Source organism: Alcanivorax sp. (assembly GCF_040118815.1).
Lineage (GTDB): Bacteria > Pseudomonadota > Gammaproteobacteria > Pseudomonadales > Alcanivoracaceae > Alcanivorax.
In genome coordinates this window covers 116,028-131,233 of sequence record NZ_JBEDTC010000006.1, presented here as the reverse complement: position 1 = coordinate 131,233, position 15,206 = coordinate 116,028, and the positions used below count along the sequence as shown (strand labels likewise).

General features: G+C 58.6%; 16 protein-coding genes. 9 read left to right on the top strand and 7 right to left on the bottom strand.

Features of this window, described 5'->3' with window-relative positions; genetic code table 11:
* Positions 1-215 precede the first annotated feature (215 nt).
* Together ABNH18_RS04605 and ABNH18_RS04600 are read right to left on the bottom strand one after the other, a co-directional pair.
* On the bottom strand, positions 216-866 hold the full coding sequence (locus ABNH18_RS04605) for an esterase/lipase family protein (RefSeq protein ID WP_349381677.1): 651 nt from the start codon (positions 864-866) through the stop codon (positions 216-218).
* A gap of 82 nt (positions 867-948) precedes the next feature.
* Entirely contained in the window at positions 949-2,076 is a 1,128-nt protein-coding gene (locus ABNH18_RS04600; protein WP_349381676.1) for an aminotransferase class V-fold PLP-dependent enzyme, read from the bottom strand.
* 284 nt (positions 2,077-2,360) lie between these two features.
* On the opposite strand from ABNH18_RS04600, the gene rsxA reads away from it, so the two are divergent.
* The 6 genes from rsxA to ABNH18_RS04570 all read left to right on the top strand — a co-directional run bounded on the left by rsxA (position 2,361) and on the right by ABNH18_RS04570 (position 9,125).
* Positions 2,361-2,945 (top strand): electron transport complex subunit RsxA, encoded by a 585-nt coding sequence (gene rsxA, locus ABNH18_RS04595; RefSeq protein WP_007150071.1) that lies wholly within the window; start codon positions 2,361-2,363, stop codon positions 2,943-2,945.
* Between the two features lie 58 nt (positions 2,946-3,003).
* On the top strand, positions 3,004-3,588 hold the full coding sequence (rsxB, locus tag ABNH18_RS04590) for an electron transport complex subunit RsxB (RefSeq protein ID WP_349381675.1): 585 nt from the start codon (positions 3,004-3,006) through the stop codon (positions 3,586-3,588).
* Positions 3,589-3,670: 82 nt separating this feature from the next.
* On the top strand, positions 3,671-6,628 hold the full coding sequence (gene rsxC / locus ABNH18_RS04585; protein ID WP_502876770.1) for an electron transport complex subunit RsxC: 2,958 nt from the start codon (positions 3,671-3,673) through the stop codon (positions 6,626-6,628).
* Between the two features lie 127 nt (positions 6,629-6,755).
* On the top strand, positions 6,756-7,772 hold the full coding sequence (gene rsxD, locus ABNH18_RS04580) for an electron transport complex subunit RsxD (protein ID WP_349381673.1): 1,017 nt from the start codon (positions 6,756-6,758) through the stop codon (positions 7,770-7,772).
* On the top strand, positions 7,772-8,419 hold the full coding sequence (gene rsxG, locus ABNH18_RS04575; RefSeq protein WP_349381672.1) for an electron transport complex subunit RsxG: 648 nt from the start codon (positions 7,772-7,774) through the stop codon (positions 8,417-8,419). The genes rsxD and rsxG overlap by 1 nt, the downstream gene beginning before the upstream one ends.
* Positions 8,412-9,125: an electron transport complex subunit E gene (locus ABNH18_RS04570; RefSeq protein WP_349381671.1), complete on the top strand. Its 714-nt coding sequence runs from the start codon at positions 8,412-8,414 to the stop codon at positions 9,123-9,125. The genes rsxG and ABNH18_RS04570 overlap by 8 nt, the downstream gene beginning before the upstream one ends.
* Before the next feature lie 190 nt (positions 9,126-9,315).
* On the opposite strand, the gene ABNH18_RS04565 is transcribed toward ABNH18_RS04570, so the two are convergent.
* Entirely contained in the window at positions 9,316-9,780 is a 465-nt protein-coding gene (locus ABNH18_RS04565) for a hypothetical protein (protein WP_349381670.1), read from the bottom strand.
* 253 nt (positions 9,781-10,033) lie between these two features.
* On the opposite strand from ABNH18_RS04565, the gene ABNH18_RS04560 reads away from it, so the two are divergent.
* Positions 10,034-10,564: a glycine zipper 2TM domain-containing protein gene (locus ABNH18_RS04560; RefSeq protein WP_349381669.1), complete on the top strand. Its 531-nt coding sequence runs from the start codon at positions 10,034-10,036 to the stop codon at positions 10,562-10,564.
* Between the two features lie 81 nt (positions 10,565-10,645).
* Here the strand turns inward: ABNH18_RS04560 and gltS are convergent, their stop codons facing one another.
* Positions 10,646-11,830: a sodium/glutamate symporter gene (gltS, locus tag ABNH18_RS04555; protein WP_349381668.1), complete on the bottom strand. Its 1,185-nt coding sequence runs from the start codon at positions 11,828-11,830 to the stop codon at positions 10,646-10,648.
* A 117-nt stretch (positions 11,831-11,947) separates the two neighbouring features.
* Here gltS and nth point away from each other — a divergent pair, with 117 nt between their 5' ends.
* A complete protein-coding gene (nth, locus tag ABNH18_RS04550; protein WP_349381667.1) occupies positions 11,948-12,586 on the top strand; it encodes an endonuclease III in 639 nt (212 codons plus the stop codon).
* A gap of 54 nt (positions 12,587-12,640) precedes the next feature.
* Complete coding sequence (locus tag ABNH18_RS04545; protein ID WP_349381666.1) at positions 12,641-13,084, top strand: DUF3617 domain-containing protein; 444 nt, start codon at positions 12,641-12,643, stop codon at positions 13,082-13,084.
* 95 nt (positions 13,085-13,179) lie between these two features.
* Here ABNH18_RS04545 and ABNH18_RS04540 read toward each other — a convergent pair whose 3' ends face one another.
* The 3 genes from ABNH18_RS04540 to ABNH18_RS04530 all read right to left on the bottom strand — a co-directional run bounded on the left by ABNH18_RS04540 (position 13,180) and on the right by ABNH18_RS04530 (position 15,178).
* Positions 13,180-13,929: a dienelactone hydrolase family protein gene (locus ABNH18_RS04540; RefSeq protein WP_349381665.1), complete on the bottom strand. Its 750-nt coding sequence runs from the start codon at positions 13,927-13,929 to the stop codon at positions 13,180-13,182.
* 128 nt (positions 13,930-14,057) lie between these two features.
* Positions 14,058-14,465: a DUF1330 domain-containing protein gene (locus ABNH18_RS04535; protein ID WP_349381664.1), complete on the bottom strand. Its 408-nt coding sequence runs from the start codon at positions 14,463-14,465 to the stop codon at positions 14,058-14,060.
* An 89-nt stretch (positions 14,466-14,554) separates the two neighbouring features.
* Positions 14,555-15,178 carry an IMPACT family protein gene (locus tag ABNH18_RS04530; protein WP_349381663.1) on the bottom strand — a complete coding sequence of 208 codons (624 nt, stop codon included), beginning with the start codon at positions 15,176-15,178 and terminating at the stop codon, positions 14,555-14,557.
* Positions 15,179-15,206 lie beyond the last annotated feature (28 nt).

Here is a 15,206-nt window from a genome sequence, read left to right as displayed (position 1 = left end):
AATTGAGCATCCATTGATGTAGCGTAATCAGAACCATATGAGCTGTTCCCATCTAGCTCAACCGTTTCCAGATTAGTAACTTGTTGTCGATGATCCCCTGACAGAATCCCCCACTGTCATAACAGCACCTTGTGGTGCCATAGCCAAGTTCCAATATAGACCCCAAAGGAAAGTTCCGTTGAAAACGGCCCAAGGTTAGTGAGGCACCAGCTTTCCTATCTCTGATAATCAAACCGCCCTTGCGCCAAAAACACCGTCACCTGCTCAATCACCTCCCCATTACGCATCATGAATGGATGCGTCACCGGCAGCACCAGATGGTCCTGCATGCCTTCAACCCGGGTTCTTTCCACCGTGACTTTGCCATCATTGGGGCCGGGTAATTGCGTGGAGAGCAGGAAGTTGATGGTCTGATTGCCAGCAATAACCCCAACAGGGAAATCCACCGAACCGAGCTGAATGGGAATGCTGTCCGGCCCGGTGCCCATCTGGCTGCCGGCGGGGCCGTTAAACCATTGAAATGGTGCCCAGCCTCCGAGGCGGTCGACGACTTCGCTGCCCTGATTGGGCGGTCCGAGCATCACGGTTCGGCCAAGGCGAGGAATGGTATGTTGGCTGAGGTACTGGCGCAGCAGGATGCCGCCCATGGAATGGGTCACAAAATGAATGCTGCCCGTGGAGGGGCATTTTGCCAATGCGGCAGGAAGGGTTTCAGCCGCGAGGGTTTGAATGTTCTGTTTGGTGGAGGGGTAGCCCTGGTTGACTACCATATAACCGGTCTTCTCCAGTGCGGTTTCCATTTTTTTCATGGCATGGGCGGTTCTGGCCAGGCCATGTAGCAGCACAACGCATTCAGGTTCTTTCATGCCTTCCTCCGCCTGTGCCGCAGGACGTGCCAACAGGCACGCTAGCAATAACGCCAGCGCCCCTGTCCTGCCAGTCGCAGATCTAGCCAAGCTGATCCAGTGCAGTCTTGAGACGGGCAACCGCCGCGTCCACATCACCCAGCTTGTCTAGCCCAAACAGGCCCACGCGGAAGGTTTTGAAGTCCGCTGGTTCGTCGCACATGAGCGGCACACCGCCGGCGGTCTGCAGGCCTTGCGCGATAAACGCCGCACCGCTCTTGATGCCATCGTCGCCGGTGTAGGACACCACCACACCCGGGGCTTCAAAGCCCGGTGCGGCCACACTGGCAAAGCCGTGTTCGCCCATCAGCGCACGAACCGCGTTACCCAGCTGCCACTGTTCAGCTTTAACGGTATCCAGCCCGCGCTCCACGGTTTCCATCATGGTGTCGCGGAAAGCGGTGAGTGCATCCGTGGGCATGGTGGCGTGGTAGGCATGGCCGCCGTTTTCATAGGCGATCATGATGTCGCGCCATTTGCGTAGGTCGCAGGCGAAGCTGCTGCTGGTAGTTTCGTGCAGGCGCTTTTCTGCGGCTTCACTGAGCATGACCAGGGCGCTGCAGGGCGAACTGCTCCAGCCTTTTTGCGGGGCGCTGATCAGCACATCGACACCGCAAGCCTGCATATCCACCCAGATAGTGCCGGAGGCAATGCAGTCGAGGACGAACAGGCCGCCCACACTGTGCACCGCATCGGCCACCTGCTTGATGTAGTCATCGGGCAGGATGATGCCGGAAGCCGTTTCCACGTGAGGGGCGAACACCATGGCCGGTTTTTCAGCCTTGATGGTGGCGACCACGTCTTCAATGGGCGCCGGGGCGAACGCAGCCTGGGGCTTGTCGTTAACCGGGGAAGCCTTGAGGACGGTTTCCTTGGACGGGATCTTGCCCATCTCGAAAATCTGGCTCCAGCGGAAGCTGAAGAAACCATTGCGGATCACCAGGCAGGACTGGTCGGTGGCGAACTGACGCGCCACCGCTTCCATGCCGAAGCTGCCGCCACCGGGCACCACCGCCACGGAATGCGCGTTATAGACCTGTTTCAGGGTCGATGAGATATCCCGCATCACCTGCTGGAAGCGCTGTGACATATGGTTCAGGGAACGGTCGGTGAAAACCACGGAGTATTCGAGCAGACCGTCACGGTCAAAATCGCGGGGTAAAGCGGGCACGGGTGTCTCCCAATCAGCCAGGTTACGGGTACGGGGTTTTTCGTCTGTCTTGGATACTGGATTGACCGGCCTACCGCAACCGTTTGCCCGCCTTCAACCGCAAAATAATGGCAAAAGCCGGCTCAACTGTTCAAAAGACGGCCAATGACCTGTACTCCCTTGTCTATTAAGCTTATTCGCTATCATTCTTGAGCGTATAAAGGCGCTGCCTCATACTATGCGCCCTTGGTGCCATGTAAACATGGCGTCTACTCCTATTTTTCGGCAAGCGGGCCTGCGATCACATGACTGAGTACGTCCTGATTCTGATCAGCGCTGTGCTGGTAAACAATTTCGTGCTGGTGCAGTTCCTTGGGCTGTGTCCGTTTATGGGGGTGTCCAATAAAGTGGAAACCGCCATGGGCATGTCCTTGGCTACCACTTTCGTGCTGACGCTGTCCTCGGTGCTCGCCTACCTGACCTGGGCCTACATCCTGGTGCCCTTTGAACTGGAATATCTGCGCACCATCAGCTTTATTTTGGTGATCGCCGTGGCCGTGCAGTTCACGGAAATGTTCGTCAAGAAAGCCAGCCCGCTGCTTTACCGGGTGCTGGGGGTATTTTTACCGCTGATCACCTCCAACTGTGCGGTGCTGGGTGTGGCGCTGCTGAATGTGCGCCAGGAAGACGCCACCTTTATGTCCTCGCTCACTTACGGCTTCGGGGCCGCACTGGGTTTTTCACTGGTGCTAATTTTGTTTGCCGCCATGCGCGAACGCATTGCCGTGGCCGATGTACCCGAAGCCTTTCGCGGCCCCAGCATTGGCCTGATTACCGCTGGCCTGATGTCTCTGGCGTTCATGGGCTTTTCCGGGTTGATCAAGTTATGAGAAGCCGCTTGCATGCAAACACGCATCACGCCTGCACGCAGATAAACGGAGTGCGCCCATGACCGCTATCTTAATCGCTGTGGCGGCGTTGTTGGCTCTGGCGGCGGTGTTCGGTGCCGTGCTCGGGTTCGCCTCGGAAAAATTCAAGGTGGAAGGCGACCCCATTGTCGAGCAGATCGATTCACTGCTGCCGCAAACCCAATGCGGCCAGTGTGGCCACCCGGGCTGCCGCCCTTATGCAGAAGCGATTGCCGAAGGCGAAGACCACAACCGCTGCCCACCCGGCGGTCAGGACACGGTGGTGTCGCTATCCGAACTGCTGGGCCGTGAAGAACTGACCCTGGACAACGAAGGTGCTGAAGACGCCAACGTGGCCAAGGTCGCCTACATCCGCGAAGACGAGTGCATTGGGTGCACCAAATGCATCCAGGCCTGCCCGGTGGACGCTATCGTCGGCGCCGCCAAGTTGATGCATACCGTCATTGTTGATGAGTGCACCGGCTGCGACCTCTGCGTGGAACCTTGCCCGGTGGACTGTATCGATATGCTGGAAGTGAAACCGACCTTGCAAACCTGGGGTTGGCACCGCCCGGCAGGTATCGGTGAGCGCCCGGACAGCCGCATTGAGGTGGTTAACTTATGAGACGCTGCACGCCACACGCATCACGCCACACGCTTTCCCCGTGCAGCCTGCCATTATTGGACTGCGGCGCCGGAGTTCAGACGTGAGCCAGACGCAGACAAATAAAACCCAAAAACCACGTTCTGTTTTTGCGCGTCTGGCTTCTGGCATCCGGCGTCCAGCTTCCACTCATGACTTCCACGGCGGCATTCACCCGCCAGAAATGAAACACCTGTCCAACGGCACGCCGATTATGCCCGGCCCGTTGCCTGCGCAACTGGTGCTGCCCTTGAACATGCACATCGGCGCCCCCGCCAAACCTTTGGTGGCACCCGGTGACAAGGTCTTTAAAGGGCAGATGATTGCCGAGCCCATTGGCGCCGTAAGCGCGGCTATTCATGCCCCCACTTCTGGCACCATCAGCGCCATCGGCCCGCGCCCCATCCAGCACCCATCGGGCATGGATGCGGTGTGTATCGTTATCGACACGGATGGCGAAGACCAGTGGATTGACCATCAAGGCATTGCCGATTACACCGAGAAAAGCCCCGGCGAGCTGGTGGACCTGATTCGCCACGCGGGCATTGCCGGCATGGGCGGCGCCGGCTTTCCCACCAGCATCAAGGTGAACCTGGGCGACCATCAGCGCGTGGAACAGCTGCTGATCAATGCGGTGGAGTGCGAGCCCTACATCACCGCCGATGATCGCCTGATGCGCGAGCGTGCCGAACAGATCGTTACCGGCATCCATATTCTCCAGTACCTGCTTAACCCGCGCCGCACCCTGATCGGTATCGAAGACAACAAGCCCGAGGCCATTTCCGCGATCAAGCGGGCCTGCAAAGGCTGTGATATTGAAGTGCGTGTGGTGCCCACCAAGTACCCTTCCGGTGGCGAGAAGCAGCTGATTCAATTGCTCACCGGCAAGGAAGTCGCCAGTGGCCAATTGCCTGCCCAAGTGGGCGTGGTTTGCCAGAATGTGGGCACTGCCTTCGCCATTAAACGAGCCGTGTGCGATGGCGAACCGCTGATCTCACGGGTGACTACGCTTACCGGTGATGGGGTCAGCCAACCGGGCAATTACGAGGTAATGCTGGGCACCCCTGTTCACGACTTGCTGGCTCACGGCAACCTGGCCGGTCTGGACATAGGCCGGCTGGTGATGGGTGGACCAATGATGGGCTTCACCCTGCACAACCCAGGCGTGCCCGTGGTGAAAACCACCAACTGCATCATCGCCGCCAGCCCGGAAGAGCTGCCAGAACCCCCACCGGAACAGCCGTGTATCCGCTGTGGTTCCTGCGCCGAAGTCTGCCCGGCCAACCTGCTGCCCCAGCAACTGTACTGGCACGCCAAGAACGACGATCTGGAAAAAGCCCAGCACCACAATTTGATGGACTGCATCGAATGCGGGGCTTGTGCCTATGTCTGCCCCAGCCATATTCCGCTGGTGCAGTACTACCGCTACGCCAAGGGTGAAGTGCGCCAGCAAGCGGCGGATCAGGTAAAAGCCGACAAGGCCCGCCAGCGCTTCGAAGCGCGCCAGGCCCGTATCGAGCAGGAACAGGCGGAGAAAGAAGCCCGTCGCCAGGCGCGCCTGGAAGCCAATCGCAAGAAGAAAGAAGCCGGACCAGCAGCAGCCAATACCGTGGATACTGCTGCCCTGAAGCAGGCGTCACTGGATGCCTCCAAGGCCTACAAGGCGGCCGTGAAAGCGGCCAAGGCAGCAGAAGCGGAAAATGCAGATAACCTTGCTGACCTGAAAGCGGACGTGGACCGGCTCAAAGCGGTGGCCGACAAGGCCAAGGCAGCCGTGCGTGACGCTAAAGACGGCGCCCCCGTTGCGACAGCACCGGCGGAAGACACCGTGGCCAAACTCAAGAAGCAGGTTGGCGACGCGTCCAGTGCTTACAAGGCGGCGGTAAAAGCGGTCAAAGCCGCCGAAGCCGATGACGCTGACAATGTGGCCGAGTTAAAAACTGAAGCTGACCGGCTGAAAGCCGCCGCCGACACACTTAAGGCGGAACTGCGCGATGCCAAGGCGAATGCCCCAGCGGCTAGCGCCCCGGTTGCTCAAGCAGACCCGATGGCCGAGTTGAAGAAACAGGTTGGCGAGGCGTCCTCCGCGTACAAGTCCGCCGTGAAAGCAGCCAAACAAGCGGAAGAAGAAGGTGCAGACAACGCCGCCACCCTGCGCGCTGAAGCCGACCAACTGAAGGCCGTCGCCGATCAGTTGAAAGTGGAGTTACGTGACGCCAAGGCCAATGCACCGGCTACGCCCTCTCCCACGGCATCAGCTCCCACAACGGTCGAACAACCCGATCCGGTATCAGCGCTGAAAAAACAGGTGGGCGATGCGTCTCTGGCCTACAAGGCAGCGGTAAAAACCGCAAAACAAGCCGACAAAGATGGCGCCGACAACGCGGCAGACTTGCACGCCGAAGCCGCTCGCCTGAAAGCCATCGCTGATCAACTAAAGGCAGAGCTGCGCGACGCCAAGGCCGCAGCACCGCCTGCGCCGAAAGCGGCGCCGGCAGCAACCGCCACCACTGACAGCCCCGCCGTGCCGGAAGAACAGGCACCGCAGTCCTTGGCTGAAGTGGATCCGGAGCAAGCCGCCAAGCGCCAAAAGCGACTCAAGGGCCTGAAAACCGCCTACAACATGGCGCACAAGCAGTACAAGGAAGCCCACGCGGCGTACGAGCGAGCCGAGCGTAATGAAACCGCCAGCGCTGACGAACTGAACGCCATGCAGGTAAAAATCGACAAACTGAAAGCCAAGGCCGACAACGCCCGCGACGCCCTTGATGCGCTGGTGGAAGAAGCCAAAGCGGATATCCGCGCCCACACCGGCAAGGATTTAAAAACCCTGAAGCTGGAAGCCGCCCGCGCAGAAAGTGCCCTGGCCGACAAGCAGCAGGAACTGGAACAGCAACGCAGCAGCGCCTCGGAAGACACCCTGGAAGCGCTCAGCTCTGAACTACAGGCGCTGGAAAGCGAAACCCAGATTGCCCGCAAAGCCCTCAAGCAGGCGGTAGAAGAACAAGGATTGGCAGAATGAATAGACGCTCGATGCTTGAGGCCAAACGCCTGACACTGGCCCCATATTTCCGTAGGAGCGTCGCTCGAGACGCGAATCTGCGTCTGGCGTCGAGCGTCCGGCCTCAGGCTGCACACGGAGTGTGCTTATGAGCCTGATCACGTCCACCTCCCCCCATGCCACAGTGAAGAACAACACCGGCGCGTTCATGCGTCAGGTGATCTACGCCACCCTGCCCGGCCTCGCCGTTCTGACCTGGCAGTTTGGCTGGGGCTCAGTGATCAATGTGCTCTGGGCCGTGTCCGTTGCGGTAATCAGTGAAGCGCTGTTCCTGAAGGCCCGGGGCCGCGATATTGCCTTCTATCTAAAAGACTACAGTGCGGTACTGACCGCGGTACTGCTGGGCCTGGCCCTGCCGCCCACGGCTCCCTGGTGGCTAACCCTGATCGGGGTGAGCTTTGCCATCATTGTCGCCAAGCAGCTCTATGGCGGACTGGGCATGAACCCGTTCAACCCGGCCATGGTCGGCTATGTGTTGCTGCTGATTTCCTTCCCCGTGGCCATGACCCAGTGGGTTATGCCCGGTGAGCCGCCCTCTTTCATACAAAGCTGGCAACTGTTTACCGGACAACTGCCGGTGGATGGCCTCAGCGGTGCCACCCCACTGGATACGTTCCGTACCTGGGCCGGTAATGAACCTGAACTGGCCAGCCACAGCATTCTGCATGGCCAATTTGCCGGGCTGGGCTGGGAATGGGTCAACCTGGCGTTTCTGTTGGGCGGTCTCTACCTGATCAGCCGCAAGATCATCACCTGGCACATTCCCGTAGGCTTTCTCGCCGGCCTGAGCTTGCCTGCCTTGGTGGCCTGGCTGATCGACCCGGTACGCTTTGCCGACCCACTGTTCCAGCTGTTTTCTGGCGGCGCCATGCTCGGTGCGTTCTTCATCGCCACCGACCCGGTCAGTGCCGCCACCAGCCGCATGGGCCGCCTGATCTATGCACTTTTGATCGGTGTGTTGATCTGGGTGATTCGCAGCTTTGGCGGCTACCCGGACGCGGTAGCCTTCTCCGTGTTGCTACTTAACTTGTCCGCGCCCTTTATTGATTACTACACCCAGCCGCGAACTTACGGGCACAAGTCATCCAATCGAGGGGTCAGCTGATGATGCGCCACGCCATCACCAAGAATGCGGTGATCCTCGGACTGTTCGCTATTGGTACCGCCGCCACCCTGGCCATTACCAATGAAGCCACGCTGGATCAGGTGCGCTGCAACAAACAGCAGGCGCTGATGAGTTCGCTGAACCAGGTGATGCCACACGATCAGCATGACAACGATTTGCTCGCCGACCGCATCACCGTGAACGATCCATTACTGGGCCGTGAATCACAGCATTTATACCGGGCCCGCCTGAATGGCGAGGATAACGGCGCGGTGCTGGAAGCCACCGCACCGGACGGTTACGGTGGCGCTATTGCCCTGCTCGTTGGCGTAGACACTCAGGGCCAGGTTCAAGGCGTGCGGGTGGTACCGCCCCACAATGAAACCCCCGGTCTGGGTGACAGTATCGAAACCAAAAAATCTGACTGGATCCTTGGTTTTGACGGCCACTCTCTGGGTAACCCCGACAGCCAGGGCTGGGCCGTGAAGAAAGACGGCGGCGAATTCGACAGCTTTACCGGCGCCACCATTACCCCCCGCGCCGTTGTCGGTGCGGTACACCGCGCCCTGCAGTATTTCGCCGCCAACCAGAGTGTTCTGTTCGACGCCCCTGCTGACACCACCCCGGTGGAGACCTGCGATGAGTGACATTAATTACAAAAAGATCAGCATGGACGGTCTGTGGAATAACAATCCGGCCACCGTACAGATTCTTGGCCTGTGCCCATTGCTTGCGGTGACCGGTTCCGTGGTGAACGCCATGGGCCTGGGGCTCGCCACCCTGGTGGTGCTGATGGGCTCCAACGCCTGCGTCTCGCTGATCCGCCATTACGTCACCGATGCAGTACGACTGCCCGCTTTCGTAATGATCATCGCCGCCATGGTGACGGTGATTGAAATGCTGATGCAGGCCTATACGTTCGAGCTGTACGAAATCCTCGGCATCTTCATTCCGTTAATCGTGACCAACTGCGCGGTGCTAGGCCGTGCCGACGCCTTCGCCAGCAAGAACGCTGTCCTTCCTTCCATGGTGGACGGCTTCATGATGGGCATGGGGTTTCTGGTGATTCTGCTGATTCTCGGCGGCATGCGCGAACTGGTTGGCCAGGGCACTCTGTTCACCAACATGCAGCTGCTGTTCGGGCCCATGGCGGCCAACTGGGAACTCACAGTCATCGACAACTACGGCGGTTTTTTACTGGCCATCCTGCCTCCCGGCGCCTTCCTGGGTCTGGGCCTGATCATCGCCGGCAAGAACGTGATCGACAAACGCCTGAAAGAGGCCCAAAAACGCAAAGCCAGCGACGAACCCAAAGTCAGTCGCCGTGTGCGCACCACCGGGAAAGTCAGTTGAGCCGCACCACTGCACTCTCGTAGGAGCGTCGCTGGCGGCGCGATAAAGTCGTTCCGGGTCGCGAAAGCCTGAAACGTTTGTTCTTTGAGATTCTGCTTTTCGAAACTCGCTTCTCGCAACTCGCGGCTGTTGTTATCGCGCCGCCAGCGACGCTCCAGCGGCAACCCCTTTCGCGGCTCGAGCGCCGCTCCTACAGCACCAACCCTGCCACCAACAACGCCACCGCCACCAGCCCGTGTGGCAGAAAAACGTGGCGCCAGCGCAGAATGCGCAGCAGTTCTTTCATACCGCCGGCGCGGCGGCTGCGCTCCCAACTATCGGCGCTCTGGAAGGGGGAAATTTCGTCCACCTCGCCACGAAAATGCGCCTCGATTTTTTCGATACGCGCATAATGGGCAGACTGAAATGCCTTCCAGTGCCCTTCCACCAACCAGAACAATACACTACCCATCACCCCCACCCACAACAGCGCCGGGCGATCAAAAAACGCACCGGAACCGGCCAGGATCCCTGCCAGCGTCACACTCCAGGCCTTGATCGTCAGTGACTTCTGATCAAAAGAATCAATCAGGCTGGTGAGATGAAAATATTCTGCCTGTAATTGCGCGTCCAACTGCGCAGTGGCGACCGGTTCTGTGCCCGATATCTGTTCCATGCCCCCCCCCCCTATACCCACCTTCGATGGCGGAAAAAAATCACATGATTCAACGTCGTACCAACAACCCCATGTATCAGCACTCCTGTTTAAGGGGCTGCAAACCCATGCACAAGCGACAATACCACAACGTTTAGGAGACTTTTTACCCGCTTTTTACCTTCACACTGTTTTGCAATTGTTCCCCCTCCCAAGACGAACTCTCTATGCCAGACTGGCTCTAATCGGGAAATAACGGAATAAGGAGTCAGCCATGAAAAGCGCAGCAATTGCCGCCCTGAGTATCGTGGGTGCCGTGGCCGTCGCAGGCGTGGGTTATGGTGCTTATCAGGCAGTCACCCCGCAAAAATCAGGTTATGCCAAAGTGACTAACGTGGAGCCCATTGTGAAAACCTGGCAGGAACCGCGCGAGGTGTGCCAGCAGGTTAACGTGGAAAGTCAAAAACCCGTCAAGGACAAGCACAGAGTAACAGGGAGTGTTGTTGGTGCCGTTATCGGCGGCGTTGTCGGTCACCAGTTCGGTGGCGGTAGCGGTAAAGATGCCGCCACCGCCGGCGGTGCTATTGCCGGTGGTGTTGCCGGTAACCAGATCCAGAAAGGCATGCAGCAAAAAAATACCCAGACCACCACCGAGCAACGTTGTAACACGGTGATGGAAGACAAAAGCCGCACCGAAGGCTACGACGTCACCTACACCTTCAATGAAAATGAAGACACGATTCGCATGGACAAAAAACCCGGCGAGCGCCTGCGTATTGAAGACGGTGATGTGGTTACCCAGTAACCCTCACTCGCACACAAAAAAGCCCGCGTTTGCGGGCTTTTTTGTGTCTGCTCGACACGCCGTAAGAGCCCGCCTTCTGAATCAGCCCGACAGCACCGACACAAAGGTCTGAATGATCGTGGCATTGGCAATATCCACGATGAAGCCCCCCACCACTGGCACGATAATAAACGCCAACGGCGACGGACCGTGGTGCTGCGTTACCGCCTGGATGTTCGCTACAGCGGTTGGGGTCGCGCCCATGGCAAAGCCGCAATGACCCGCGCACAACACCGCAGAATCGTAGTTACGCCCCATCAGCCGGAAGGTCACAAAAGTAATGAACGTCAGCGCCAGCAGCACCTGGCCCACCAACATCGCCAACATGGGCAACGCCAGATCCACCAGCTGCAGCAGTTGTAAGCTCATCAGGGTAATCGCCAGGAAAATTCCCAACGCCGTGTTGCCCACCACATCGATGGTTGCGTCGTTAACACGCCACAAGCGGCGGGCGGTATTGCCCAACAAGATGCACACGAACAACACCCACACGAACGTTGGCAGGCGGAACACGGAAGCAAACTCTTCCGCCGCCACCTTGCCGACCACCACGCCGACAGATAGCAGCATGAGAATACGGATCACGCTACCCGCCGAAATGGGGTGCGGCCGTTCTGCCTTGTCGTAGGCCGCATCCTCATCGGCCGCCCCGTGGGCGGGAGCGGCGATTCGGTAGCGACGAATCAGGAACATGGCCAACGGGCCACCCAGCAGGGCACCGAATACCAGACCAAAGGTGGCCGATGCGGCTGCCAGTTCGGACACACCAGTGAGCCCGAAATCCTTCTCGAAGACACTGGCCCAGGCCGCGCCCGTGCCGTGGCCACCGGTCATGGTCACAGAGCCCCCGATCAAGCCATAGTAGGGATCCAGCCCCAGCAGCTTGGCCATACCGACACCGGCCAGATCCTGCAGGGCGACCAGCACGATCACCAGCACCGCAAACAACAACATGGCCCAGCCGCCCTGCTTGAGCAGACGGAAGTCTGCGGCCAAACCCACTGCCCCGAAGAAAAACAGCATGGAGGGGACCTTCATGCTTTCATCGAATGTCAGGGAAACGCCACCGATCTGAAGCCCCGTCACGATGATAGTGGCCAGTAAGCCACCCACCACGGGTTCCGGCATATTCAAGCGGGACAAGATGGAAATCCGGTGTACCAGCCATTGACCAATGCCCAACACCAACAAGGCAACCATCAGGGTTTCCATGGCGGAAAACTGCATCTAACTCTCCTTCTTCGACCCGCACCTGCAGGCCCGACAGGCGGCTGTGACGAAGGGTCTCCTCCTCACAGCCGCCGCTTCATCCGCTATACTGCCCCGCGAACACAGGATGATGCTATGAACCGCGAGAAACGTACCGAAATTTTTTCCCGTCTGCGTGCCCAGAACCCGCACCCGACCACCGAACTGGAATACCAGTCGGATTTCGAGCTGCTGGTTGCCGTGGTGCTCTCGGCCCAGGCCACCGATGTGGGCGTCAATAAAGCCACCGCACGCCTGTATCCGGTGGCCAATACCCCGGAAGCGATCTTTGCACTGGGTGTCGACGGGCTTAAAGAGTACATCAAGACCATCGGCCTGTTTAACTCCAAGGCCGAAAACATCATCCAGTTATGCCGTATTGTGGTCGAACAACATGAAAGCCAGGTGCCCCGAACCCGGGAAGAACTGGAAGCCCTTCCCGGCGTGGGCCGAAAAACCGCCAATGTAGTGCTCAACACCGCCTACGGCTACCCCACCATGGCCGTGGACACCCACATCTTCCGGGTATCCAATCGCACCCGTATTGCCCCGGGGAAAAACGTGCTGGAGGTCGAAAAACGGCTGGTTAGGCTGGTGCCGGAGGAATTTCTGCGCGATGCTCATCACTGGCTGATTCTGCATGGCCGCTATGTGTGCATGGCCCGCAAACCCAAGTGCGGCGATTGCCTGATCGCGGATCTGTGCGAATTCCCCCTTAGCCAGCGCCCAGGCTAACTGGCGCCGGTACACCGGGGCTGCCCCAAACCTGTACTCGCGAAGGGAATCGTTATGAATACTGCTACCCGACTTGGCCTGTGTTTACTGACCGCCCTGCCCTTGAGCCTTGCCTCGCTGGCAGCCCAGGCCAACCCGCTCACCCCCGGGCTTTGGGAGATAACCGCCAAGCTGAATTCACCTGCCGTGCCAGACGCCATGCGCAATCAGGTCCGCAAGGAATGCCTGACGCAAGCCCAGGCGGCCAACCCGGAAATAGCCATGCGTGACAGCTGGAAACAGGGAGGCTGCGGGGCCGGCGAAGTGAACCGTAGCGGCAATACATTGCACTGGAGCACCAACTGCAAGATGCCCGGCAACAACACTCCCACCAAGATTCGCGGTGAAATGGTGCTGCACAATCCCAAACATTACAGCACCAGCATCACGGTCACCGGTAACAAGCAGTCCATGACCACCCATAGCGAAGCCAAATGGCTCGGTGCTTGTGATAAGTAAGAGTTGGATCCCGGGATTGAGGACAGGCGCTTAAGTCGCCTGAGACCTGACTAAACAAAACCGCCCGAGCCGCTTTTAGCCTCGGGCATTCGGCGTCAGGCCTCAGGCGTAACGCTCAACTCACCGCTGAAAACCTTTTCAAAAAACACCAGCACCCGTTGCCAGCTGTCTTCGGAAGCCCCCGCGTCAAACTTGGAACGTAGCGGCGGTAACGGACCGAGCTTCTTGAACGTGAAGGTCTGATGATCGTTCATGAAGGAGTGACCCACGTCTTCATAACTGCGGATATCGTGAGGCACACCGAGCGATTCCATGTGGCTGGCCAAACGCTCGCCATGATCACCGTAAAGCATGTCCTGCTTGCCCCAGCCACCCACCGCGGGGCAGATGCCGCGCAACGTTTCAGCCTTTTTGGGAATACCGCCGTAAAAAGGCGCGACCACCTGCACCGGCGCTTGGCTGGCATACAGCACCGCGAAGCGCCCGCCCATACAAAACCCCATTACCCCCACCTGAGACACCGGCTCTTCGCTTTGCGCCAGCAACCATTCGCGGCAGGCTTCCAGCTGCGCAAAGGCTGGCCCTTTGCCGGTTTCATGGGCTTTCAGCGTCTTCACCACACACAACGCCTTGCTGCCGGGCAAGTCATACAGGTCAGGCACCAGAACCGGGTAACCATTATCAGCCAGGCGCTGGGCAATGCGTTCAATGTCGTCGGTATAACCGAAAATATCGTGGATCGCGATGACCGCCGCCTTATGCGGCTGAGGGCTGTCAGGGCGCAGCCAGCGAGCACGCATGGTGTGACCACCGGGAATGGGAATACCTACAGGTTGGTTGGACATGGCAACACCAGTGAATAGTGAATAATGAGATAGGAAGACTACTACTAACCCCCCGGAGCCCCCCTGTCCAACCGGGCCACTCTGTCCTCGTTATTCTCTATCCATTAGTCGCCTCACTATTAAGTGCTTCAGCTTTCTTGCATGGCAACCAGGCGGGCTTCCTGCAGAGCGGCGGTGCGGTGTTTGGTGGCTTCCTTGTATTCCGGGTCCGCCAACATGGAAGCAAAGGCGTCTTTGGAGGGGTAGCGAACCAGTAATACGTCATCCCACTGCTCATTCTCCGGCGCAATCACCGCCGCCAAGGCCTTGCCCTTCCATACCATCTCACCACCGACCCCGCGCACCTTGCCAAAGGCCACGTCGGAGTACTTCTGGTAAGCCTCGCGGCCACTGTAATCTGCCTCGCCATCCTTATAGACGGCTTTGTCCTTAAAGCGCAGCAGATTCAGCATCACGATGGGAGTATCTGCCGGGAGAGATGCAAAAATCTCAGGCAATTTTTTGGGATTAGGATCAATAACAGGCCTATCACTCATAACAACGCTCCTTTTCTTTTCAGCCTGCCGGGTTAGACCGGCAACGAAAAGGGCGGATTACGACACAAGAATCGACAAAGCAGTCATTTTCATGTGCTGAGGACGGTTATTTGCTCTGCGGCACACAGCGCGAGCAAGTCTTCGCAATCCACGGTGAGACAGAGCACCGCCATGCGCACCTGTTGCCCATAGATTACTTCGCCCACCTGGGCAGCATGCTGAGCGGCCCAAAGGCGAATACGTTGCTCCAACGCAAACGGCACCTCGAGCTGCACGGTTGTCTGCGGTGCGTGCTCTACACGTTCGACCTCCGACAACACTGATTCTGCCGCCGCCGCATACGCACGCACCAGGCCTCCCGCCCCCAGCTTTACGCCACCGAAGTAGCGAATCACTACCACCAGCACATCGCTCACCCCCTTGTGCTGGATGACATTAAAAATAGGCTTGCCTGCTGTCCCCGACGGCTCGCCATCGTCATTCATGGCCGCCTGCGCAGAGGCCGGGCTGCCCAGCAAATAGGCATAACAATGGTGAGAGGCATCCGGGTAACGCTGGCGGGCGTCTTCAACAATGGCCATGGCCTCGTCCCGGTGCGCCACAGGTCGTAGCCAGGTAATAAACCGGCTTTTATTGATGACGATTTCGCGATCAATGGACGATGCGGGAACAGGGTAACCGTCGATGGGTAGCCTCCGGGACAGATAGAACACAGGGCGTTATGGTAAGGTAATTCGCTCT

Excerpts from the sequence above, each read along its gene's own strand:
- nth (WP_349381667.1), top strand. The coding sequence starts at position 11,948 with ATGAACCGCGAGAAACGTACCGAAATTTTTTCCCGTCTGCGTGCCCAG.
- ABNH18_RS04560 (WP_349381669.1), top strand. The coding sequence starts at position 10,034 with ATGAAAAGCGCAGCAATTGCCGCCCTGAGTATCGTGGGTGCCGTGGCC.
- rsxD (WP_349381673.1), top strand. The coding sequence starts at position 6,756 with ATGAGCCTGATCACGTCCACCTCCCCCCATGCCACAGTGAAGAACAAC.
- ABNH18_RS04540 (WP_349381665.1), bottom strand. The coding sequence starts at position 13,929 with ATGTCCAACCAACCTGTAGGTATTCCCATTCCCGGTGGTCACACCATG.
- rsxG (WP_349381672.1), top strand. The coding sequence starts at position 7,772 with ATGATGCGCCACGCCATCACCAAGAATGCGGTGATCCTCGGACTGTTC.
- ABNH18_RS04545 (WP_349381666.1), top strand. The coding sequence starts at position 12,641 with ATGAATACTGCTACCCGACTTGGCCTGTGTTTACTGACCGCCCTGCCC.
- ABNH18_RS04570 (WP_349381671.1), top strand. The coding sequence starts at position 8,412 with ATGAGTGACATTAATTACAAAAAGATCAGCATGGACGGTCTGTGGAAT.
- ABNH18_RS04565 (WP_349381670.1), bottom strand. The coding sequence starts at position 9,780 with ATGGAACAGATATCGGGCACAGAACCGGTCGCCACTGCGCAGTTGGAC.
- rsxB (WP_349381675.1), top strand. The coding sequence starts at position 3,004 with ATGACCGCTATCTTAATCGCTGTGGCGGCGTTGTTGGCTCTGGCGGCG.
- ABNH18_RS04535 (WP_349381664.1), bottom strand. The coding sequence starts at position 14,465 with ATGAGTGATAGGCCTGTTATTGATCCTAATCCCAAAAAATTGCCTGAG.
- gltS (WP_349381668.1), bottom strand. The coding sequence starts at position 11,830 with ATGCAGTTTTCCGCCATGGAAACCCTGATGGTTGCCTTGTTGGTGTTG.
- ABNH18_RS04605 (WP_349381677.1), bottom strand. The coding sequence starts at position 866 with ATGAAAGAACCTGAATGCGTTGTGCTGCTACATGGCCTGGCCAGAACC.
- rsxA (WP_007150071.1), top strand. The coding sequence starts at position 2,361 with ATGACTGAGTACGTCCTGATTCTGATCAGCGCTGTGCTGGTAAACAAT.